The sequence below is a fragment of the Streptomyces sp. NPDC030183 genome, from assembly GCF_055573455.1.
Genome location: NZ_JBVIBK010000018.1, coordinates 41,532 through 61,815 on the forward strand (window position 1 = coordinate 41,532; position 20,284 = coordinate 61,815).

Genomic DNA, 20,284 nt, shown 5'->3' on the forward strand with positions numbered 1-20,284 from the left:
AGCGGAACGGCAGGCACCGCACCGCCCGGCTCAAGCGGCGGCTGATTCCGGCCCGTCGACCCGAGCCCGGACGGCGCCAGGACCCTTGTTCGGGCTCGGCGGGGATGATTAGGCTCCTGCTCGCTTTCGCACTTCCTGCACATTTTTCACGCATCAACACCGATGTCGGCGCATCTCCCCTGCATTGGCATGCGCATGTCGCATGCGTTCCACGTGGCGGGCGGGGCGCGCGACGCAGCGCGGCAAGGGGGGTGGAGGACCATCGACGCGTTCCGCACACGTCGTCCTGTCGACGGCGAGTCGTCGGCGCCGGTCGCCCGGCCCTCCGCGCCCGGGGCCGTCCAGGGCAGCGCGGGGCGCACGCGCGCCAGGCGCGACCTCGCCGTGTTCTGGTGCGTCAACGCCGTCGACGGGCTCGGCAGTCAGGCGTCGGGGCTGGTGTTCCCGCTGCTGCTCCTGGACCTGGGGCACGGGCCCGGAGTCGTCGGCGTGTTCGCGAGCGCCGCCGCTCTGGCCGGGGTGGCGCTCGGCCCGCTGGTCGCCCTGCCGGCGGACCGGGGGTACCGGCGCCGCGTCATGACCGCAGCGGCTGTGATCGCGGCGGTGGCGATGGCGGGACTGGCCCTGTCGTGCCTGCGGCACCCGCCGTTGTGGGTCCTGCTGGTCCTGGCTTTCACGGAGCGGCTGTGCGCGACGGCGTACGAGACGGCCGCGCGCGGCGCCCTGGCCCTGCTGGCTCCACCGGACGACATGCCGCGGGCCGTGGCCAACGTACAGGCGGGCGATCAGGCCGCGCTGGTGGCCGGACCGGCGCTGGGCGGCGCCCTGTTCGGAGTGAGCCGCTCCCTGCCGTTCGTGGTCGACGCGGTCTCCTACGCGGTGGCGGCACTCGGCGTGCTGGCCCTCCGGACGCCGTTGAACGCGCCGGACGCGAGGACCTCACCGACGGCACCGGACGCCGACGCGGCCCCGCCGGGCGAGCCCGGGGACAGCGCTCGATCGTGGCGGCCGGCGTTCACCGGCACCCTGCGGGCCGGTCTGACGGTGGTGCTCCGCTCCCCCGTGCTGCGGCTGGTGCTGTGGTGGACGTCCGTCGCGAGCGGGGGCCTGACCCTGCTGTTCTACACGGCGGTGTTCGTCCTGGGCCCGGGCGCGGGCGGTGCCGCGACGGGCGGCGTGCTGGCCGTGTCCGGCGCGGCCGGTCTCGTCGGCTCGCTGCTGGCACCTCGCGTGGTGCGACGGCTCGGGGCCCGGCGGTCGCTGACCTCGGCCACCTGGCTGCTCCTGCCCCCGTGCGTCGCGCTGAGCGCGGCCGGAGGCCCGTGGCTGTGGGGTGTGTGCTTCGCCGCCGTCTGCCTGGTGTTGCCGGTGATCACCGTGGTCCTGGGCACGGCGGCCGTCCTCGCCGTGCCGCCGGGGCTGCAGTCGCGGACCGGGGCCGTACTCGGAGCCGCCACCGCCGTGACGGCCGCCGGGGCGCCCGCGGTCGCGGCCGCCCTGGTGACCTGGGGCGGTTCGCGGCTCCCCGCGGCGGTCTGCGCCGTGGTCCTGGCGCTGCTCGCGGTCCGTACGCACCGGATGGCGCCGCAGGTGCTGCGTTCCCTCGTGGCCTCGGGCGCGGGCGGGGTCGGCCGGCCGGCCGGCACGCCTGCGGAGCGTCGCCCATGACCGGCCCCTACCAGGTGTTCGTGACCGCGCTGCCCGACGTGTGCCCGACCGCCCCGCACCGCATGGTGTTCACCGCGGACGCCGACGGGCGCTGCGAGGTGTTCACCTGGGACGGTGCGACCGGCCGGGCCCGGCAGGTCACCGACAGCGCGGGCGGCACGTTCCACCGGGCCATCGACGCCGACGGTCACGTGTGGTGGTTCGAGGAGGACACGGCCGGGCGGGGCCGCTGGTGGTTCCAGCACTTCGACGGCGGCCCCCGGTTACCGGGACTGCCCGGCGCGCCGCCGGGACAGCCGCGGGGGCTGGCCGTGACCGCGGACGGCGTGACCGCGGCGGCGTTCGGCCGGGGGCAGGAGACGGCGGTGCTCGTCGGGCGACGCGGCCGCGTCGCGCGCGAGGTGGTGCGCACACGCCGGGCCTGCCGGCTGGGCGGGATCAGTGCGGACGGTGCCCTGATCGCGCTGGCGTCGTCGGCCGACGACGCCGCGGCCGTCACCGTCCTCACCCGGGACGGACGGCTCGTCGCCGAACTGCCCGGCCCCGGCCGCCCGGCCGGCCGGCTGTGGTGCCAGGGCTTCTCACCCCGTCCCGGACACACCGAACTCCTGCTGGTGCGGGATCTCGGCGACCGGTACGCGCCCGCCACCTGGGCACCGGGCCGAGGACTGCGCACCCACTCCTGGTGCTCCTTCGACACGGAGATCACCGCCCGCTGGTACCCGGAGTCCCGGACGGTGCTGGTGCGGCAGGACCGGCACGGCCGCTCCCTGCTGCACCGCGTGGATCTGGACGCCCGGCGGCGGACCGTCGTACCGGCCCCGGTCGGCAGTCTGCTGGACGCGGCGCCCCGCCCCGGTGGGGCCGTCGACCACCTGTGGACCGACACCGCACACCCGCCGGTCCTGCGCAGGACGCCTGCGACGACGGACCCGTCGATGCCGGGAGCGGTGGAGCCGTCGGCGCCGGGAACGGTGGCCGGTTCGGCGCCCTCCGGTGCCCTACCGCTCGCGCTGCCTCCCTCCGCCCCGTCCACGGTGGTCCCCGGTCACCACACCGACCGGTGGACTCCCACCGGGTGGGGACGCGTGCACAGTCTGCTGAGCCTTCCCCTGGCGGTGGACCGGACGGAGGGCCGGACGCCGCCCCCGGCCGTGTTCCTCGTGCACGGCGGGCCCGCCGACCACGACCGGGACGCCTACGACGCGACCGTGCACTCGCTGGTCGCCTCGGGCTACGCCGTGGTCCGCGTCAACTACCGCGGCTCCACCGGCTACGGGCCCCGCTGGCGGCGGGACTTCTCCTCCGGGGTGGGCCACACCCAGGTGGAGGACCTGGCCGCCGTCCGCGCCGACCTGGTCTCCGCCGGTCTGATCGCCGATGGCGCGTGTGCATTGTGGGGGGTGTCCTGGGGCGCCTATCTCGTCCTGCTCGCGCTCGGCTCACGTCCCGGGCTGTGGCAGGCCGGCGTCGCCGTCAAACCGGTCGCCGACTGGGTCGCCGCGCACCGCGCCACCACCCCGGCGCTGCGCGCCCTGGACATCAAGCTGTTCGGCGGCAGCCCGGACGAGGTTCCGGAGCGGTACGCGGCCAGCTCACCGATCACCTACGCGGCGAAGGTCTCCGCGCCCCTGCTCGTCGTCGGTGCCACGCACGACGACAAGTGCCCTCCGGGCCAGATCCGCGGCTATCTCGACGCGTTGGCGGCCGCGGGCGTCCCGTACGACGCCATGTGGCTGGACACCGGGCACGACGGCTACGACGGCGCGGCGCACGTCGCCGTCCTGCGTCGTGCCCTGGGCTTCCTGCGCGACCGGCTTCCCGACCCGGCGCACCGCGCCACCGGACGTCCCCCCGCGCCAACGGGGGGAACCCGGCCCCGCTGAGCCACCAGCGGGGCCGGACGCACAGCACCACTTCACATCACCGAGGAGGCAACCGTGCAGAAGGACATCATCCACAACGACCCGCTCGCGGGCGACGAGGAGAACCGCAAGCCGGGTATCGGCATCACCATCACCATCCCGTTCCGCAACGCGGACGAGGGCGGCGACGAGGAGTGATCCTCACCCGGCCGGCCCCGTGGAACCGGGGCCGGCCGGGCTCGTCCTCCGGCCCCCCTCAGCCCGTTGTCCGGCCGCAGCCGGCTCTTCTCCTGCCCGCCGTTCCACCGGCCCTTCTCCTGCCCCGTCGTCCCGTCCCTCCGAGGAGCCGACTGTGCGTGTCCTCCTGCTCAGCATGCCCTGGTCGCCCATCGATCTGCCGTCCCTGGCCCTGGGCATCCTCAAGCGCAGCGTCGACGAACGTGTCCCGGGCGCGACGTGCGAGGTGCTGCACGCCAACCTGGAGTTCACCGACTGGATCACCGAGCGCACCGAGTTCTCCGCCGAGGACTACGAGTACTTCGCGCTGTCCTCGTACTTCCTGGGCTGCGGCGACTGGGTGTTCTCCAGTGCCCTGTACGACGATCCGGCGTGGAAGACGGCCGAGTTCACCGAGGTGATGACCGGCAGGCTGCGCGCCTCGCGGATGCGTATGAGCAAGCAACTGCACGAGATCGTCCCGGAGTTCGTGGAGGAGATCGCGCGCCGGGTGGCCGATCTCGCGCCCGACGTCGTGGGCCTCACCTCCACCTTCCAGCAGAACACGGCGGCCCTGGCCGCGGCCCGGCACATCAAACGGCTCGCCCCGGGCATCGTCACGGTCATGGGCGGCGCCAACTGCGACGCGGAACAGGGTGCGGCCGTCCACCGCAACTTCCCCTTCGTCGACTTCGTGGTGCGCGGCGAGGGCGAGGACGCGTTCCCCCGTCTGCTCCAGGCCCTGCGGCAGGCGCCGGACGCCCCGGCCACCGCGTTCGCGGACATCCCGGGGCTGTGCCACCGCGCCGACGGCGGCACCTCCGTCGCCAACCCGATGCCCACCGGCCCCCTGCCCCCGGCGGCGATCCTTCCCCCCGACTACAGCGGCTACTTCGAACGCCTCGCCGCGTCCGTGGCCCGCAACTGGGTGGAGCCGAAGCTCGTGGTCGAGGGGGCCCGGGGCTGCTGGTGGGGCGAGAAGCACCACTGCACGTTCTGCGGCCTGAACGGTTCGTTCATGCAGTTCCGCAGCAAGAGCCCGGACACCTTCTACCGGGAGATCATGGAGCTGGCGGAGCGCCACCGGGTCCTCGACATGTACGTCGTCGACAACATCCTGGACATGCGGTACCTGTCCACCGTGCTGCCCCGGATCATCGACAGCGGTTACGACCTGCGCATGCACATCGAGATCAAGGCCAACATGCGCCGCCCCCAGCTCCAGGTGCTCGCCGACGCCGGCCTCATCTACGTCCAGCCCGGCATCGAGAGCCTCAACAGCCGGGTCCTCGACCTCATGGACAAGGGCGTCAGCGGCTGCCAGAACGTGCGGATGCTCCGGGACGCGGCGGAGACGGGCCTCTCCGTGTCCTGGAACTACCTGCACGGTTTCCCGGGTGAGACCGCGGAGGACTACGAGCCGGTGATCCGGCAGCTTCCCGCGCTCGAACACCTCAACCCTCCGGTCGACCTGTCCGCCCGGATCGCGATCGAACGGTTCAGCCCCTACTTCAACCGGCCCGAGCTGGGCTTCACCGGTCTGCGGCCGGAAGAGCACTACCTGTTCACCTACGACCTGCCGGAAGAGGAACTGCACGATCTGGCCTATGTCTTCCAGGCACCCGAGCGCGGAATCGGCTCGGCGACCGTGAACCGGCTCAACGACGCCCTCGGCGCGTGGAAGAAGCACCACACGGACGCCCGGCTCACCCACACCGACCTGGGCGACGAGATCGTCCTCGTCAGCCGGCGGCACTCCTTCGCCTGGCGGACCCTGCGGCTCACCGACCCGTTCGCCGTCGCCGCCTTCCGCCTGCTGGACCAGCCGCACTCCCCCAAGGCACTGCACCGCAAGCTCACCGCCGACCCGGAGTTCGGCGACCGTACCCCGGAGGACGTGCGGGAGTTGCTGGAGGAGTGGACCGAGAAGGGCGTGGCCTTCACCGACGCAGGCCAGTACGTCCATATCGCGCCCGCCTCGGTGAACCAGGACCTGCTGCGTCTCGACTACATGCGCCACGTCCACACCCGGTCGGCCACCGAACCCGACGAGGACCGTGCGACCACGGCGTCCGCCGTCCCGTCCCCCGCGCTGCCCTGATCACACCGCCCCGCCCTTCGCCCCGCCCCGCCCCGTTCCCTGCCACGGACACCGACAAGGACCGAGCATGCCCGTAAGCGCACCGATTCCTACACCGGCCCCGACACCCGCCCCGCCCCCGACCGTTCGCGCATGGCGAGACCACGACACGCAGGCCCGTTCGCTGCCGGGCATGTCCCTGGGCCGTGTCCCGCTCGCGGCCGACCCCGACGACGCGAGGACCTTGTGGTCCCTCGGCGCGCGCCTCGTCGAACTCGACGTCCCCGTGGACCTCTCCGCTCCGGGGCCGGACGCCGCGCGCGCGGCGATCGACCGGCTGAGCCTGGTCCGGGACCTGACGGCCCGTGCCGTACAGGTCGACTGGGACCTGGTCCTGCCGCCGGACCGCGCGGACCACCTGTGGAAGGTCCTGTCCCATCTGCAGCCGCCCCGCACGCTCACCGGGCCCGCCGACGCCGACGCCGCACTCCACGCCTGGCGGACCCGGCACTACCTCTGCAAGCTGGTGTGGCGTCAGGGACCGGGGTTCCTGCAGATCCGCGACCGGCGCTGGGGGGACCTGCGGCGGTTCACCGCCGACGAGCCGCGCTACGCGGAGGCCGTCGCCGGGCTGGACCGCGGCCGGCACCACACGGACGTACCCGCGGACATCCTGGACGAGTTCTCCTCCGAGCACCTCGTCCTGCGGGTCGACGAGCTGGCCTGGTGGCTGCCGTACCGGGTGTCGCGATGGCTCCAGGAGGCGATGGCCGTCTGAGCCGAACGTCGCCCCACCCCGAGCGCCGGAGCTCGCGGTCCCCAGCCCGCCGGGTTTCGGCCGACTGCGCCCGCCGGGTCTCGGCCGACTACCGCTCCCCCGTCGAACTCGCCTCCATGGGCAGCTGCCCCCGGCTCACTCCGGCCGCTTCCCCTCGCCGGGCCGTCGGCCGGGGGCGGCGGGTGGAGCGGCGGGGGATCAGGACCGGCTCGACGAGCCGGTGGCGGTTCACCCCGCCGCCGGCGTTGATGAGGGAGATCAGCAGGTCGACCGCTTCGACGCCCAGCCGGTCCGGGCGGAGACTGACGGTGGTGAGGGGCGGTGTCGTCGTGGCGTAGTCGGGGTCCTCGCTGACGCAGGCCACCAGCAGGTCGCGGGGTACCCGCAGGCCGTGGTGCCGGGCGGCGGCGAGGATGTTGTGCCCGGAGTCGGAGTAGACGCCGATGACGGCGTCCGGGCGGGGATCGCGGTCGAGGAGCCGGCCGACCGCCTCCCGTTCCGTCGTGAAGTAGTCGGGCAGCGCGTACTCCTCCACGAGGGCGGGCATGTCGTGCTCGGCGCACCAGGAGGCGTAGGCCCGGCCGAGCAGGCGCGGGTACCCGTCGTCGTGGAGGGGCAGCGTGAGCGCGATGCGCCGGGCGCCGGCCTCGGTGAGGTGGTCGAGGAGGAGGCGCATCGCGGTTTCGTGGTCGGTGTCCACCCACGCGTCGTTCCAGTGCGGCCGGGGCGGCCGGCCATCGGTGACCATGGGGATGCCGCGCTCGCGCAGGAGGGAACACACGGGGTCCTCGGCGCGGGGCTCGACGTGGATGACGCCGTCCATCGGCATGGTGAGCCACATCCACGGGGAGAGGGAGTTCGGCAACACCATCAGCATGTAGCCGCGCTCGTGCGCCGCCGCCATCGCGCTCAGCGTCAGCTGCGCGTAGTAGGGGATCTCGGTGTACGAGACGGGCAGGTCGCCGTAGGCCGTGGCCGTCAGACCGAGCACTCCCGTGCTGCCGCGGGCCAGCGCACGGGCCGTGGTGGCCTGGGCGTGGCCGAGTTCGCGCGCCGCGGTGAGCACGCGCTGCCTGGTGGCCTCCGACAGCCGTCCGGTGCCGTTGAGGGCGTTGGACACCGTGGCCGTGGACACCCCGGCCCGTGCGGCCACGGCACCGAGGGTGGGACGCCGCCAGACCCGCGAGCTCGTCATCTCTACCTCAACTGCCCTGTCACGGCTTGTGATTAAGACATTAATCACTCAGCGTACCGGCCACGGGCGGCCGGATCGGCCGCAGGGTGAGGAGTGAGTCGGTGCCCCATGTCCGAGGGCGCGCCGGGGTGCCCTGGCTCCTCCCCCGCGGGTGAGCCGGGGCGCGCGGGCCACGTAAAGCTTTCGATTACGTCAAGTTCCGGATTGTGCCGTGATCGCGGCTGTATCAGGTTAGGACGCTCGGGGCACCGCGGTTTCGCCGTGCGCCGGGCACGAGTACCTCACATGAACCAAAGGGGAAGCGGTGGAGGCGACGATCTCACAGGTGCGGCGGAGCACCATACCTCCGGTCACAGCGGCGCGCTGGGCGCTGTGGACGTTCGTCATCGTCAACGTGGTGATCGTCGAGGCCCTGTTCCTCACCGCCGGGACCGGCAAGAACGGGGTGCTCACGGTCGCCAAGTTCTTCGGTCTGCAAGCCGCCGTGCTGATGCTGTTCCAGTTGCTGCTGGTGGCCCGGCTGCCGTGGCTCGACCGTCGCATCGGCATGGACCGGCTGACGGTGTGGCACCGTTGGGTCGGCTTCACCCTGCTGTGGACCCTCCTCACCCACGCCGTGCTGGTGGTGCTGGGCTACGCGCGGCTCAGTGACACGTCGATGCCGAAGACGTTCTTCGCCCTGGCCGGTGTCCCTGCCTCGCTGCTCGGGATGCTGGCCGCGGCGATCGTCGTCGTGATCGCCGCGGTCTCCGCCCGCCGGATCCGGCGGCGCCTGCGGTACGAGATGTGGCACGGCCTGCACCTGCTGTTGTACGTGGCGCTGGGGCTGGCGTTCGTCCACCAACTGCAGGAGACGACGACGTTCAAGTCCTCCGCGTTCGCGACGTTCTACTGGTCGGCCCTGTGGCTGTTCGCGTTCGGCGCGCTGGTGACCGGGCGGATCGTGATGCCGCTGTGGCGCAACGCCTACCACCGCTTCGAGGTGACGGCCGTGGTGCCGGAGTCGGACGACGTGGTCTCGGTGCACGTCACCGGCCGTCACCTCGACAAACTGCCGGCCCGGGCGGGGCAGTTCTGCATCTGGCGGTTCCCCGGGCACAACCACTGGTGGCTCGCCAACCCGTTCTCGCTGTCGGCGGCGCCCGACGGCCGTACGCTGCGGCTGACCGCCAAGGCGGTCGGCGGCGCCAGCGCCGGACTGCGGCACATACCCGTCGGGAGCCGCGCGTTCGTCGAGGGGCCGTACGGGGCGTTCACGTCGTTGCACCGGACGCGTCCGGGAGCGCTGCTGATCGCGGGCGGGGTGGGGATCACGCCGGTGCGCGCCCTGCTGGAGGAGGAAGCGGCCGGCGATGTCGTCGTCCTCTACCGGGTGCGCAGTGCGGACGACGCCGTGCTGGCCGACGAGGTCCGCATGCTGGTGGGCGACCTCGGCGGGCGGCTGCATCTGCTCACCGGCCGCACCGCGGCGGGCAGCCCGCCGTTCGCGCCGGAGAACCTGCGGGCCCTCGTGCCCGACGTGGCCGAACGTGACGTGTACGTGTGTGGTCCGCCGACGATGACAACGGCCGTGCTCGGCTCGCTGCGCGCGCTGGAGGTTCCCTCGCGGCAGGTGCACGCCGAGCGGTTCGGGCTGGCCTGACGGGTCGGTGGATGTGCGAACGGAGCGCCGTGGCCGCCGGGAGGCGGGCCACGGCGCTCCGCCGTGGGTCACTTGGGCCGGGTGGGTCAGGGGCAGCTGAGGCGGGTGTCGCCCGGGTCCGTGGTGCAGGTGTCCGTGTTGGGGCCGCCGTTGGCGGTGTCGTTGCCCTGGACGCTGTCGACGGTGTTCAGGTTGTCGGTGCCGTAGTTGCCGATCAGGTTGTCGTTGCCGGGGCCTCCGTTGAGGGTGTCGTCGCCGAAGCCGCCGTCGAGGCGGTCGTTGCCGTGACCGCCGTGGACCGTGTCGTTGCCGGAGCCCGCGTTCACGGTGTCGTCGCCGCCGAGGGCGCAGATCACGTCGTTGCCGGAGGTGCCGGTGATGGTGTCGTTGCCGCTGGTGCCGACGCGGGTGCAGCCTCGTGCGTTGTTGACCGTGGTGGCCGCCGTCGCGGTGTTGTTGCCGGACGCGGGGTCGGTCTGTGTGGCGGTGACCGTGGCGCGGTCGGTGAGGGTGCCGGTGGCGCGGGGTTCGGCGGCGACCGTGACGGTGACGCTCGCTTGCGGGGCGAGGGTGCCGAGGGAACAGTTCGCGCCGCCCGCGGTGGTGGTGCAGGTCCCCTGGCCGGCGGTCGCCGAGACGACGGTGACGGCGACACCGCTGAGGGTGTCGGACAGGGCGACGCCGGTGGCGGAGGTCGTGGTGCTGGTGTTGGTCACCCGCACCGTGTAGGTGGCCCGGTCGCCGATGCTGACCGTGGTCGGGCCGGACTTGGTGACCGCCAGGTCCACACCGGTGGGCGGCGGGGCGCTGCCGCCGCCTTCGAAGCGGGCCAGGGCGAAGTCGTTGTCGGGTCCGCCCCAGCCCGCGGCGACGATCTTCCCGTCCGGCTGGAGGGCGAGGCCCTGGGCCGCGTCGCCACCGCCGAAGTCCGCCGTCGCCACGCCCCCGGTACCGAAGCCGCTGTCCTGGCTGCCGTCGGGGTTGTAGCGCAGGACGGCGAAGTCGCCGCCGGGCCCGTTGCTCCCGGCGACGACGATGCGGCCGTCGCCCGGTTGCAGCGCCAGCCCCGAGGCTCCGCCCCCGCCGGGGGTGAGCACCCTGCCGTCGCCGTCGAAGCTGGTGTCGAGGGTGCCGCCCGTGGTGTAGCGGGCCAGGGCGAACCTGCCGCCGCTCCCGCCCGCGGCGACGATCTTTCCGTCGGGCTGGACCGCGAGGCCGTGGACGGACTCGTAGTCGCCGAAGTCGGTGCGCTCGATGCCGTCGCCGCTGAAGGTGGTGTCCAGGGCGCCGCTCGCGGTGTAGCGCAGGACGGCGAAGTCGAAACGGGTCGTCCCGACCTGGCCGCCGACGACGATCTTGCCGTCGGGCTGGAGCGCCAGGGCGCTGCCGTCGCCGCCCTCGTCGAGGTTCGGTGCCGGGTCGGTGGTCACGGAGCCGTCGCCGCCGCCGAAGGCCGTGTCCGGGGAGCCGTCGGCGTTGTAGCGGGCCAGCGCGACCCGGCCGCCGCTGGTACCGGCGACCACGATCTTGCCGTCGGGTTGCACGGCCACGTCGCGGGCCTCGTCGGGGCCCCCGAAGTCGGTGAACACCCTGCCGTCGCCGTCACCGAAGGACGCGTCGAGGGTGCCGTCGGCCTGGTAGCGGGCGACCGTGAACCAGCAGCAGTTCTCCCAGCCCCGCCAGCTGCTGCCCACCACGACGATCCTCCCGTCGGGTTGCAGTGCCACGGCCTGGGCCTCGCTCCACTGGAGGTCCGGGTCCATGTTGTTGACGGGGGTCGTCACGAGGCCGCCGTCCCCGAAGGTGGGGTCGAGGGTGCCGTCGGCGTTGTGGCGGGTGAGCGCGAAGCGGCCCTCCGTCAGCGAGTAGTCGGCGGACGAACCGACGGAGACGATCCTCCCGTCGGCCTGTACGGCCACATCGTGGGCGCGATCGTCGTCGGCGAAGCCGGTGAGTGCCTTGCCGTCGCCGCTGAAGGTGGGATCCAGGTCGCCGGGTGCCGCGGCCGCGGTGCCGGGGAGGGCCAGGACGAGCGCCAGGACGGTCGCCGTGACGGCACCGGCCCTGACCGCCGGGAACCGGCGGCGGCGTTCACCGTACCGCCGCCCCGCCGGACGCAGTTGAGGTGTGGACATGCGCGACAGCCTGGCGGCGGTCGCAGACAGCGACAGCCACCACGGGCGGCGTTGCGCCCACCGGGCGCAGGAATCCATCCGCGCGGGTGAGCCGGGGCACGGCACGGCAGCGAACGGCTTCGAGCAGGGCCGTCGCACCGATCGGGGGCGGTCTGCCTCTCACAGGTCGATGTCGACGCGCTCCACGTCCGTGAACCGTACGTCGAGGCCGTGGGCGCGGGTGTCCCCGGCGCGGAAGTACGTCTCGGCCAGTCCGTCGGCGGTGATGCGCTGGAGTTGCTGTTCGGTGGCGCCCTGGTCCCGGGCGGTGAACAGGCGGGCCGCCCAGTGCGGGGGCAGGGCCTGGGTGATGTCGCGGACCCGGGCGTCGTCGGTGGTGCCCGGCGCGGCGGTGAAGCCGAACCGGGCACGGGTGGACAGGACCAGGCCGTCGGTGGAGGCCGCCTTCTGCTTGGCCCGGGCCCGCACCTGCGGCTGCCAGCGCTTCCTGACCTCGCGCTCCAGCCGGTCGGCGAGGTCCTTGCGGGGACGCTTGAGCTTCCCGGCGACGTACCGCTCGACCGTGCGCTGCGACACCCCGAGCAGTTCGGCGACGGCTTTCGTGCCCTTCAACTGCCTGACCAGGTAGCGCATCCGCGCCTGCGCCGACTTGGGGACGGGGCGGGTGAAGGCCCCCTCCAGAGCACGGTCCAGACCGGCCCCGACCGACTCCGGCATGGCCTACTCCCCTTCCTCGGCGGTGTCGTTCTTGATGAGGTTGGCGACGTTGAACACCCCGCCGTGTTCCTCGAACAGCGCCTCCGCCCACAGCACGGTCCGGGTGCCCTGGTGTTTGACCATGCCCGGTGAGATCCCCAGCCGGAACGTGCCGGGGACGGGCCTGCCGTCGGGCGTGCACGGCAGGAAGTCGAGCGGACCGGGACCGGTGGAGGGGTAGACGACGGCGTCGGTGCCGATCGCCACGGGGTAGAGGCCGGCCGCCGCCGCGGTCTTCATCAGCTTGCGGTGGATGCCGATCCGGACGTTGGCGAGGACGGCGGCCCGGATGTCGGGGCGCCAGGTCTCCCGGGCGAGCGCGGGCCACGGCTCGTAGAACGGCACCTGCCCCCGGCTGCGCTGGCGCAGTTTGCCGATCCCGCCCTTCGCGGTGGACTTGATCGCGTTCACCAGCAGCGCCATCGTCGGGTCGACGTCCCGTGCGGCGGCCATCGCCTCCAGGAACTCCCGGCCGCCCATCGCGGTGGTGACACCGAGGTCGGCCATCGTCGTCACGTACGCGTCACGCAGCCGCTTGTACCAGGGGTCGAGGTAACGGCCGGTGCGGTGGCGGACGTACGCCTCGACGGGTGCCACGTCGAAGCCGAGTTCCACCGCGTACGCCACGGTCGGCGTCGCGTACCAGGCGGGGCCGGTCGGGCGGTCGCCCTTCGGGGTGAACGGTGAGGGAAGCCGCTCGGCGTCGACGGTGCGGCCGTCGATCCGGACGCGGGAGAGGTCGACGTGGGAGAGGTCGACCAGCCATGAGCCGGGCAGCGACGGATCGAACCTGGGGTTGCCGGTCAGGTGGGTGGGCCCGTCGAGGCCGACGGTGAGGCCGTTGGCGGCCGCCGCGAACGCCATGTTGACGTCGATGGCGACGAGGTACGGCCGCATGCACTCGTCGTCGGTCAGCGGCCTGCACCAGTCGTACGGCTCCTCCATCAGCATCTCGGCCGGTGTCCGCAGGTGGTGGCGGGCGTGGACGCCCTTGAGGACCGGGTGCTCGTCGGGGACCTCGCACGGCACCACGTCGTACACGTGGGTGAGGGCGTCCGCGTTGAACGCCTTGTGCCACTCGCCGGTCGTCTCGTCGCGCTCGGCGCGGGTCGGCGGGCGCAGTGCCGTCATCAGCTCCAGGCCGGTGACCGCCGTGGTGCCCCGCGGCGTCATGACGCGCTCCGCGTACGTGCCGAGGTAGCGGGCGAGGTCGGCGGGGTGCATGTCCGGCAGGAGCGGGGCGTCCTTCCTGTCCCATTCCCGGGCGTCCAGGGCGTGCCAGGCGGGGATGCACAGTTGTACGCAGTGGCGCCTGGCCCCGTCCGCCGGCCGGTAGATGCGCGCCCACGGGCCGAAGCCGCGTTGGGTGAGGCGCCATTCGGCGCGGACGAGTTGCTTGACCGCCTTGTGGCTGTCCTTGAGCCGGCCGGCCCGACGCTCCTCCTCCGACAGGGCGGCGGGCAGGCCGTACCGCTCCAGCGCGGCGGGGGTGAGGACGAGGAGGGGGTCGGCGTCCCTGCCGTTGCGGTGCAGCCGGGCCTGGCCGAGTCTCGCCTCGGTCAGTGTCCATTCGACCAGTGCGGGCAGGGACTTCGCGGGGACGTCCAGGACGAGACCGCCGACGCAGTACGCCTGCGTCCGGCCGTCCTCGCAGTCGACGACGGCCAGCGGGCCGTTCTCGAAGCGGGGATCGACGGCGGGCGGCTGCGGGGCGCCGGTCTTCGTCGCCTTCTTGGCCGCGGGGCCGCGCGGCGCCGACGGCCGGGCGCCACGAGGCGCCGACCGCTGCCCCGTGGCACGTGCCGCGGCGCGGGGCGCGGGCGCCGTCACCGTCGACCGGGAGGAGGGGCTCGGGGGCGCCGGGGCCGACGGAGGCTCCGTGGACTGAGGCCGGGCGGAGGCGGGCGGTGGGGGCGTGTGCGGGACCGGTTCCGGGTCGGGGGGCGTCTCGGGGGCGGCCTGTTGCGGTGCCGTGTCGTCGGCGGCGGGCGCGTGCGGTGCCGTGTCGTCCGGGTGGGGCGTGTCCGATGCCGTGTCGTCCGGGTCGGGCGCGGGGAAGCGTGCGGCGAGGGTTTCGAGCAGGCGGGCGTAGGCGGCGCGCTGCGGGGGCCGGGGCTCGGTCCGGCCCGACTCCCAGTTGCCCACGGCTTCCCGGCGGGTGCCCAGGGCCGTCGCGATCTGTTCCTGGCTGAGCCCGGCGGCCCTGCGCAGCCGCCGTCGCTCGGCGGGCGGCGGCAGGACGTCCTGGGCGACCTGTTCCAGCAGCGCGTCCACAGCGCTGAACAGCTCGTTCTCCGTGGGCACAAGCTCACCTCCGGCGCCCACCCTATCGCCGGCACCTCATGGATCGCGCATGGATCGCACATCGGGTGAGGCCGTGTCCGGGGGCTGTGCCGTATCCCGGCCTTCGGGCCGTGGGGCCGTCGGGTGGTGGTGCTGCCAGCCCTCCCACGCGGAGGCGATCATGTCGTCGACTCCGTGACGGGCCTTCCAGCCCAGCTCGGCGGCGATGCGGTCCGCCGAGGCGACGACCCGGGCGGGGTCGCCGGGACGGCGGTCCACGACGACGGGCGACAGAGTGTGGCCGGTGTGGGCGGTGATGCGGTCGATCATCTCCCGTACCGAGACGCCCTCGCCGCGGCCGATGTTGAGGGTGAGGTCGGTGCCGGGCGTCTCGCGCAGCCGCCGGGCGGCGGCGACATGGGCCTCGGCCAGGTCGACGACGTGGATGTAGTCGCGTACGCAGGTGCCGTCGGGGGTGGGGTAGTCGGCGCCGAAGATCCGCGGCGCGCACGCCTCGGTGAGCTTCTCGAACACCATGGGGACGAGGTTGAACACGCCGGTGTCGGCCAGGTGGGGCGCCGCCGCCCCGGCGACGTTGAAGTAGCGCAGGGACGCCGTCGACAGGCCCGTCGCCCGGCCCGTGGCCCGTACCAGCCACTCCCCGGCCAGCTTCGTCCCGCCGTAAGGGCTCATCGGCACGCACGGCGTGTCCTCCGTGACCAGGTCCACGTCCGGCATCCCGTACACGGCCGCCGAGGAGGAGAACACGAACGACGCGACACCGGCGTCCGTGACGGCGGAGAGCAGCACCCGCAGACCCTCGACGTTCTCCCGGTAGTAGTGCAGGGGCCGTTCGAGAGACTCGGCCACCTGCTTCTTCGCCGCGAGGTGGACCACACCGGTGACACCGTGGTCGCGGATCACCCGCGCCAGCAGCCCACCGTCGAGGGTCGAGCCGACCTCCAGCGGGACACCCTCCGGCACCCGTTCGGCGATCCCCGTGGACAGGTCGTCGTAGACGACGGCCTCCTCGCCCGCGTCGAGCATCGCGCGCACCACGTGGGCGCCGATGTAACCGGCGCCACCGGTGATCAGCCAGGTCATGCGTGCTGTTCCTTCCGGGGTGGGCCGGTGTGTCAGCGGGAGGCGCGCTGGGCCTCGATCACCTGCCGGACCGCCGGGTTGTCGCCGGCGCGGCGGTGGGAGCGGGCCGCGAGGTCGGGGAACTGGACCGCGAGGGCGCAGCGCAGCCGTAGGTCGAGCGGGGCGACGTTGAGTTCGGCCCGGTCCTCCTCCATGGCGCGCACGACGCCCTCGGCGACGTCCTCGGGCGAGACGGTGCGTACGCCGCTGGGCACCTCGGCACCGGTGGCGGCGAACATGCCCGCCTCGCGCACGAAGCCGGGCTGGACGAGGGAGACGCCGACGCCGGTGCCGTGGAGGTCGATGCGGAGGCTGTGCGCGAAGCCGCGCAGGCCGAACTTGGACGCCGTGTAGAGGGACGAGTAAGGGGTGGCGGCCTTGCCCGACATGGAGCCGATGAAGGCGAGGTGGCCGTGCCCGCGGGCGACCATGCCGGGGGCGAGGTACCGGGACAGCAGGACGGGGGCGATGAGGTTGACGGTGAGGGCGCGTTCGATCTGGGCGGGGGTGTAGTCGAGGAGGTCCCCGCTCGCCGGCAGAGCCGCGTTGGCCACGAGGACGTCGACGTCCTGGCACTGGTCGGCGAGGCGGGCCACGTCGTCGGGGTCGGAGAGGTCCGCGACGACGGGGCGGGCGCCCAGCTCCGCCGCGAGGCTCTCCAGCGGACCGGCCTGACGCCCGGTCACCACGAGCGCGGCGTTCGCCCGGGCGAGCCGGTGCGCGAGGGCGCGGCCGATGCCTCCCGTCGCGCCCGTGAGCAGAACCGTCGTTCCGGTGATGTGCATCGACGCCGCCTCCTGTCCAGGGTTGCCATCCACGGGCACTGCTTGGCAATAAGTTGACTGCACTTATTGAGTATTGGCAAGTCGATTGCCAGACTGATGGCAATGGTTTTCCCCGACAGTGGCTTTCACAAGGTGGTTCTCATGGAACAGCGGGCGATGAGCAGGCTCGGTCGCAGTGTCTCGGTGGTGGGACTCGGCACCTGGCAACTGGGCGCGGACTGGGGCGAGGTGGACGAGGACGAGGCCCTGGCCGTGCTCGCCGCCGCCGTGGACTCGGGGGTGACGCTCCTCGACACGGCGGACGTGTACGGGGACGGGCGCAGTGAACGGCTCATCGGCTCCTTCCTCGGGCAGCTCGGCCCCGACCGGGCCGCCGGCATCCTCGTGGCGACGAAGATGGGGCGGCGCGCCCGGCAGGACCCGGCCGAGTTCACCCTGGACAACTTCCGCGCCTGGACGGACCGTTCGCGAGCCAACCTCGGTGTGGACACCCTCGATCTGGTCCAGCTGCACTGCCCGCCCACACCCGTCTTCTCCTCGGAGGCGGTGTACGACGCCCTCGACACCCTCGTCGAGGAGAAGCGTGTGGCGGCGTACGGGGTGAGCGTGGAGACGTGCGAAGAGGCACTCACGGCGATCGCCCGGCCGCATGTGGCCAGCGTCCAGATCATCCTCAACGCCTTCCGGCGCAAGCCGCTGGAGCGGGTGCTGCCGGCGGCGAGGGAGGCCGGGGTGGGCATCATCGCCCGTGTACCGCTCGCCTCGGGGCTGCTGTCCGGCCGATACCGCCGGGACACGGTGTTCGGCGCGGACGACCACCGCACGTACAACCGCCGCGGTGAGTCGTTCGACGTGGGTGAGACGTTCTCCGGCGTGGACTACGAGGTGGGGGTCGAGGCGGCGGCGGAATTCGCGGCGCTGGTGCCCGAGGGGGCGACGCCGGCGCAGGCCGCGCTGCGCTGGGTGGTGCAGCAGCCGGGAGTGACCTCGGTGATCCCCGGGGCGCGTACGCCGGAGCAGGCCCGTGCCAACTCCGAGGCCGCCCGGCTGCCCGCTCTGCCCGAGGCGACCCTGAAGGCGGTCGAGGAGCTCTACGACCGCCGGATCCGGGACCTGGTGCACGACCGCTGGTGACGGCGGAGTTCGCAGAAGCGGCCCGCGGGGTGTTCCCCGCGGGCCACTCCCGTGTCGGGACTTCGGCCGGTGGGACTCAGACGGTGTCGAGGAGTTCGTCCGTGAAGTCGTTGCGGAACGTGCCGGACGGGTCGTACTTCCGGGTCATTTGGGCGAAGGCGCCGATCTGTTCGTAGAGCGCGGCGATGTCCTTCGGGGTGAGGGCGGTCAGTTTGCCCCAGTGCGGTCGGGCGCCGAGCGGCATCAGGGCGTCCTCGACCTCGGCGATGAGGGGTTCGACGCGGGCCAGGTCCTGCACCCAGGTGAAGTGGAAGGTGACGGAGTCCCTGCCGTGGGCGGGGCTCAGCCAGAGGTCGTCGGCGAGGACCGTGCGCACCTCCGCGATGTGCAGGGCCGGCGCGAGGCGTTCCCCGAGGCCCCGCAGCGCCGTGATCGCGGCGGGGGCGGCGGCGCGCGGCAGGTAGTACTCGGACTGGAGCTCCTCCCCCGCGCCGGGGGTCAGTTCGGGCCGGAAGTGCGGCAGGCGTTCGCACCAGGGGCCCGGTACGTCGAGTTGCTCGGTGCTGAACTCCGGGGGCATACCGGGTACCGGGTTCAACGGCCGGTCGGCGGGGCGGCCGCCGCTCCAGCCGCTGTCGGGGCGGTCCAGTCGGCGCTTGAGCCACACCTGTGCCTCGTCGCCGCCCCAGTCGGTGAAGACGCTGACGCTGTGGGCCGCGCCGGACACGGCGTCGAAGCGCGCGGCGACCTCGTCGAGCGGGACGTCGACCCGGACGCGCTGCGCCATCGTGTAGCTCGGCTCGATGTCGAGGGTGAGCCGGGTGACGATGCCGAGCGCCCCGAGCGCGACCACCGCGCCCGGGAACAGGTCGGGGTCGGCGTCCCGGCTCAGCTCGACCAGATCGCCCTCGGAGCCGACCAGCTGGAGCGCCCGGACGGAGGAGGCGAGGCAGCGCTGGGTGTCGCCGGAGCCGTGGGTGCCGGTGGCGACGCTGCCGGCGATGGAGATGTGCGGCAGCGAGGCCAGGTTGGGGAGGGCGTACCCGGCGCGCTCCAGGGCGAAGATGACGTCCGCGTAGCGCAGGCCGGCGGAGACGGTGACGGTCGAGGCGTCGGGGTCGATCTCGATGGTGGACGGGAGGGCGTCCAGGCGGACCAGGTCGCCTCGGGTGTCCGCGACGGCACTGAAGGAGTGGCCGCTGCCGACGGCCCGTATGCGTGCGCAGTTCGCCACGGTCCGGCGCAGTTCGTCGACGCTGCGCGGGCGGTGCCAGCGCGCGGCCCCGAACGTGAGGTTCCCGGCCCAGTTGAGGGCCGTGTCGAGCGTCATGAGTACTCCGATCAGCAGTCGTCGTGACACCGGGCAGCACGCCGGTGGGGCCGCCCCCGGCCTCGTTCCGTCTCGCCTACGCGGCGGGACCCTGGTCCACCTGGGAGGACACCTTGACGGCAACGCGCTCGGCCTCGCGCAGGACGGCGTCGCGGTAGCGGGCGCTCAGCCGTGCCACCGGGGGCAGGACGTGGCACTCGTCGACGTCCCCGTCGGGGTGGGGCAGGGCGAAACCGGCGAGCGGCAGCACGGTCAGCTCCGCGTGGGCGTCGAACAGGGCGGCGACGTCCGATGCGGCGGTCCGTGTCGTGGGGTCCACCGCCGCGCCGACGACCACGAGGCTCCGGCCGTTCGCCGTGCCGCGCAAGGTGCCCAGGACCTGGCGCGGACCGAACGCCTCGGCCACGGCCTCCAGTTCGCGCCGTACGTCGGGCAGGACCCGGGCGGTCTCCTCCCAGCCGAAGGCCAGGGCGAGTTCCAGTTCCAGACGCGGCCACTTGGCCAGGTAGTAGCGGTTGTTGCGCTGCGCGGTGCGGCCGTTGTCCTTGACGCTGCGCACATGCGGCAGATGGAGTCCGTACACCTCCTGGCCGAGGACGATCGGGGTTCCGGTCAGGGCCACGCGCAGGGCCCACTCCTGGTCCTCCGGTCCCCAGCCCTGGAAGCCCTCGTCCCAGGTGATCCCGTGCTGCTGGATGGTGGAGGTGGGGGCGGCGACGAGACCACTGCGGGCGTAGACCCAGGGGAAACGGTTGAAGGCGACGGTGTTGTCCGGGTTCCAGCGGTCGTCCATGACGACGTGGTCCTGCGCCTCCAGGTCGGCGAGGACCTGCCGGTAGTGGCTGAAGGGGGCGAGTTCGACGTGCTCCATGTCCGTCTCGACCATGTCGTCGTAGCCGATCATCTGTCCGACGACGCACACGTTCTGTCCGTGCGCGTAGTGCCGCTCGTAGAGGTTGTCGAGGAAGCGGGTGGGCAGAACCATGTCCGCGTCCAGGATGAGCGTCACCTGGCCGCGGGCATGGCGCATCGCCAGGTTCCGGGCCTTGCAGAGGTTCCAGTCGTCCGCGGAGAGGGTCGAGACGATGGTGAGCCGGTCGGTGAACTCGCTGCATACGGAGACGAATTCGGGTGAGTACTCCATCGCGCCGATGAGGACCTCGAAGTCTCGGTGGTCCATCGTCTGCTCGGCCAGCGCCGACAGAACGAGGCGGATGTTGTCCAGCCGCTGCTTGTAGGGGATCACGACACTGAACTTCAAATCATCCATACGC

Annotated in this window: 15 protein-coding genes; 7 read left to right on the forward strand and 8 right to left on the reverse strand. The window is 72.9% G+C overall.

Annotated elements, in window-relative coordinates; genetic code table 11:
* The first annotated feature begins 189 nt into the window (after positions 1-189).
* The 5 genes from ACZ4Z2_RS22195 (at position 190) to ACZ4Z2_RS22215 (ending at position 6,607) form a co-directional block, all read left to right on the forward strand.
* Positions 190-1,668 (forward strand): MFS transporter, encoded by a 1,479-nt coding sequence (locus tag ACZ4Z2_RS22195; RefSeq protein ID WP_468078363.1) that lies wholly within the window; start codon positions 190-192, stop codon positions 1,666-1,668.
* Positions 1,665-3,554, forward strand: coding sequence for a S9 family peptidase (locus tag ACZ4Z2_RS22200; protein WP_468078364.1), 1,890 nt, complete (start codon positions 1,665-1,667; stop codon positions 3,552-3,554). The genes ACZ4Z2_RS22195 and ACZ4Z2_RS22200 overlap by 4 nt, the downstream gene beginning before the upstream one ends.
* Positions 3,555-3,608: 54 nt before the next feature.
* A complete protein-coding gene (locus tag ACZ4Z2_RS22205) occupies positions 3,609-3,731 on the forward strand; it encodes a hypothetical protein (protein ID WP_257234620.1) in 123 nt (40 codons plus the stop codon).
* Positions 3,732-3,885: 154 nt separating this feature from the next.
* Positions 3,886-5,850 (forward strand): RiPP maturation radical SAM C-methyltransferase, encoded by a 1,965-nt coding sequence (locus ACZ4Z2_RS22210; RefSeq protein ID WP_468078365.1) that lies wholly within the window; start codon positions 3,886-3,888, stop codon positions 5,848-5,850.
* Positions 5,851-6,022: 172 nt separating this feature from the next.
* On the forward strand, positions 6,023-6,607 hold the full coding sequence (locus ACZ4Z2_RS22215; protein WP_468078366.1) for a DUF5825 family protein: 585 nt from the start codon (positions 6,023-6,025) through the stop codon (positions 6,605-6,607).
* Between the two features lie 88 nt (positions 6,608-6,695).
* Here ACZ4Z2_RS22215 and ACZ4Z2_RS22220 read toward each other — a convergent pair whose 3' ends face one another.
* Positions 6,696-7,802: a LacI family DNA-binding transcriptional regulator gene (locus ACZ4Z2_RS22220; protein WP_468078367.1), complete on the reverse strand. Its 1,107-nt coding sequence runs from the start codon at positions 7,800-7,802 to the stop codon at positions 6,696-6,698.
* Between the two features lie 325 nt (positions 7,803-8,127).
* Here ACZ4Z2_RS22220 and ACZ4Z2_RS22225 point away from each other — a divergent pair, with 325 nt between their 5' ends.
* A complete protein-coding gene (locus tag ACZ4Z2_RS22225; protein WP_468078368.1) occupies positions 8,128-9,444 on the forward strand; it encodes a ferredoxin reductase family protein in 1,317 nt (438 codons plus the stop codon).
* An 86-nt stretch (positions 9,445-9,530) separates the two neighbouring features.
* Here the strand turns inward: ACZ4Z2_RS22225 and ACZ4Z2_RS22230 are convergent, their stop codons facing one another.
* From ACZ4Z2_RS22230 to ACZ4Z2_RS22250, 5 genes are all read right to left on the reverse strand, one after another.
* The gene (locus ACZ4Z2_RS22230; protein ID WP_468078369.1) at positions 9,531-11,579 is read right to left on the reverse strand and encodes a calcium-binding protein; all 2,049 of its coding nucleotides are present in this window, start codon (positions 11,577-11,579) and stop codon (positions 9,531-9,533) included.
* A gap of 159 nt (positions 11,580-11,738) precedes the next feature.
* Positions 11,739-12,296 (reverse strand): telomere-protecting terminal protein Tpg, encoded by a 558-nt coding sequence (tpg, locus tag ACZ4Z2_RS22235; RefSeq protein WP_468078370.1) that lies wholly within the window; start codon positions 12,294-12,296, stop codon positions 11,739-11,741.
* A gap of 3 nt (positions 12,297-12,299) precedes the next feature.
* Positions 12,300-14,639 (reverse strand): telomere-associated protein Tap, encoded by a 2,340-nt coding sequence (gene tap / locus ACZ4Z2_RS22240; protein WP_468078371.1) that lies wholly within the window; start codon positions 14,637-14,639, stop codon positions 12,300-12,302.
* Between the two features lie 36 nt (positions 14,640-14,675).
* Positions 14,676-15,722 (reverse strand): UDP-glucose 4-epimerase GalE, encoded by a 1,047-nt coding sequence (gene galE, locus ACZ4Z2_RS22245; RefSeq protein WP_468078372.1) that lies wholly within the window; start codon positions 15,720-15,722, stop codon positions 14,676-14,678.
* A gap of 32 nt (positions 15,723-15,754) precedes the next feature.
* Positions 15,755-16,546 carry an SDR family NAD(P)-dependent oxidoreductase gene (locus ACZ4Z2_RS22250; protein ID WP_468078373.1) on the reverse strand — a complete coding sequence of 264 codons (792 nt, stop codon included), beginning with the start codon at positions 16,544-16,546 and terminating at the stop codon, positions 15,755-15,757.
* Between the two features lie 132 nt (positions 16,547-16,678).
* Here ACZ4Z2_RS22250 and ACZ4Z2_RS22255 point away from each other — a divergent pair, with 132 nt between their 5' ends.
* Positions 16,679-17,680 (forward strand): aldo/keto reductase, encoded by a 1,002-nt coding sequence (locus tag ACZ4Z2_RS22255; protein WP_468078374.1) that lies wholly within the window; start codon positions 16,679-16,681, stop codon positions 17,678-17,680.
* Between the two features lie 76 nt (positions 17,681-17,756).
* Here the strand turns inward: ACZ4Z2_RS22255 and ACZ4Z2_RS22260 are convergent, their stop codons facing one another.
* The gene (locus ACZ4Z2_RS22260; protein WP_468078375.1) at positions 17,757-19,010 is read right to left on the reverse strand and encodes a D-arabinono-1,4-lactone oxidase; all 1,254 of its coding nucleotides are present in this window, start codon (positions 19,008-19,010) and stop codon (positions 17,757-17,759) included.
* A gap of 76 nt (positions 19,011-19,086) precedes the next feature.
* Positions 19,087-20,280: a glycosyltransferase gene (locus ACZ4Z2_RS22265; protein ID WP_468078376.1), complete on the reverse strand. Its 1,194-nt coding sequence runs from the start codon at positions 20,278-20,280 to the stop codon at positions 19,087-19,089.
* Positions 20,281-20,284: the final 4 nt, after the last annotated feature.

Coding starts and splice junctions, on each gene's coding strand:
- ACZ4Z2_RS22220 (WP_468078367.1), bottom strand. CDS start 7,802: ATGACGAGCTCGCGGGTCTGGCGGCGTCCCACCCTCGGTGCCGTGGCC.
- ACZ4Z2_RS22230 (WP_468078369.1), bottom strand. CDS start 11,579: ATGTCCACACCTCAACTGCGTCCGGCGGGGCGGCGGTACGGTGAACGC.
- ACZ4Z2_RS22200 (WP_468078364.1), top strand. CDS start 1,665: ATGACCGGCCCCTACCAGGTGTTCGTGACCGCGCTGCCCGACGTGTGC.
- ACZ4Z2_RS22265 (WP_468078376.1), bottom strand. CDS start 20,280: ATGGATGATTTGAAGTTCAGTGTCGTGATCCCCTACAAGCAGCGGCTG.
- ACZ4Z2_RS22215 (WP_468078366.1), top strand. CDS start 6,023: ATGTCCCTGGGCCGTGTCCCGCTCGCGGCCGACCCCGACGACGCGAGG.
- ACZ4Z2_RS22250 (WP_468078373.1), bottom strand. CDS start 16,546: ATGCACATCACCGGAACGACGGTTCTGCTCACGGGCGCGACGGGAGGC.
- ACZ4Z2_RS22260 (WP_468078375.1), bottom strand. CDS start 19,010: ATGACGCTCGACACGGCCCTCAACTGGGCCGGGAACCTCACGTTCGGG.
- ACZ4Z2_RS22195 (WP_468078363.1), top strand. CDS start 190: ATGCGCATGTCGCATGCGTTCCACGTGGCGGGCGGGGCGCGCGACGCA.
- galE (WP_468078372.1), bottom strand. CDS start 15,722: ATGACCTGGCTGATCACCGGTGGCGCCGGTTACATCGGCGCCCACGTG.
- tpg (WP_468078370.1), bottom strand. CDS start 12,296: ATGCCGGAGTCGGTCGGGGCCGGTCTGGACCGTGCTCTGGAGGGGGCC.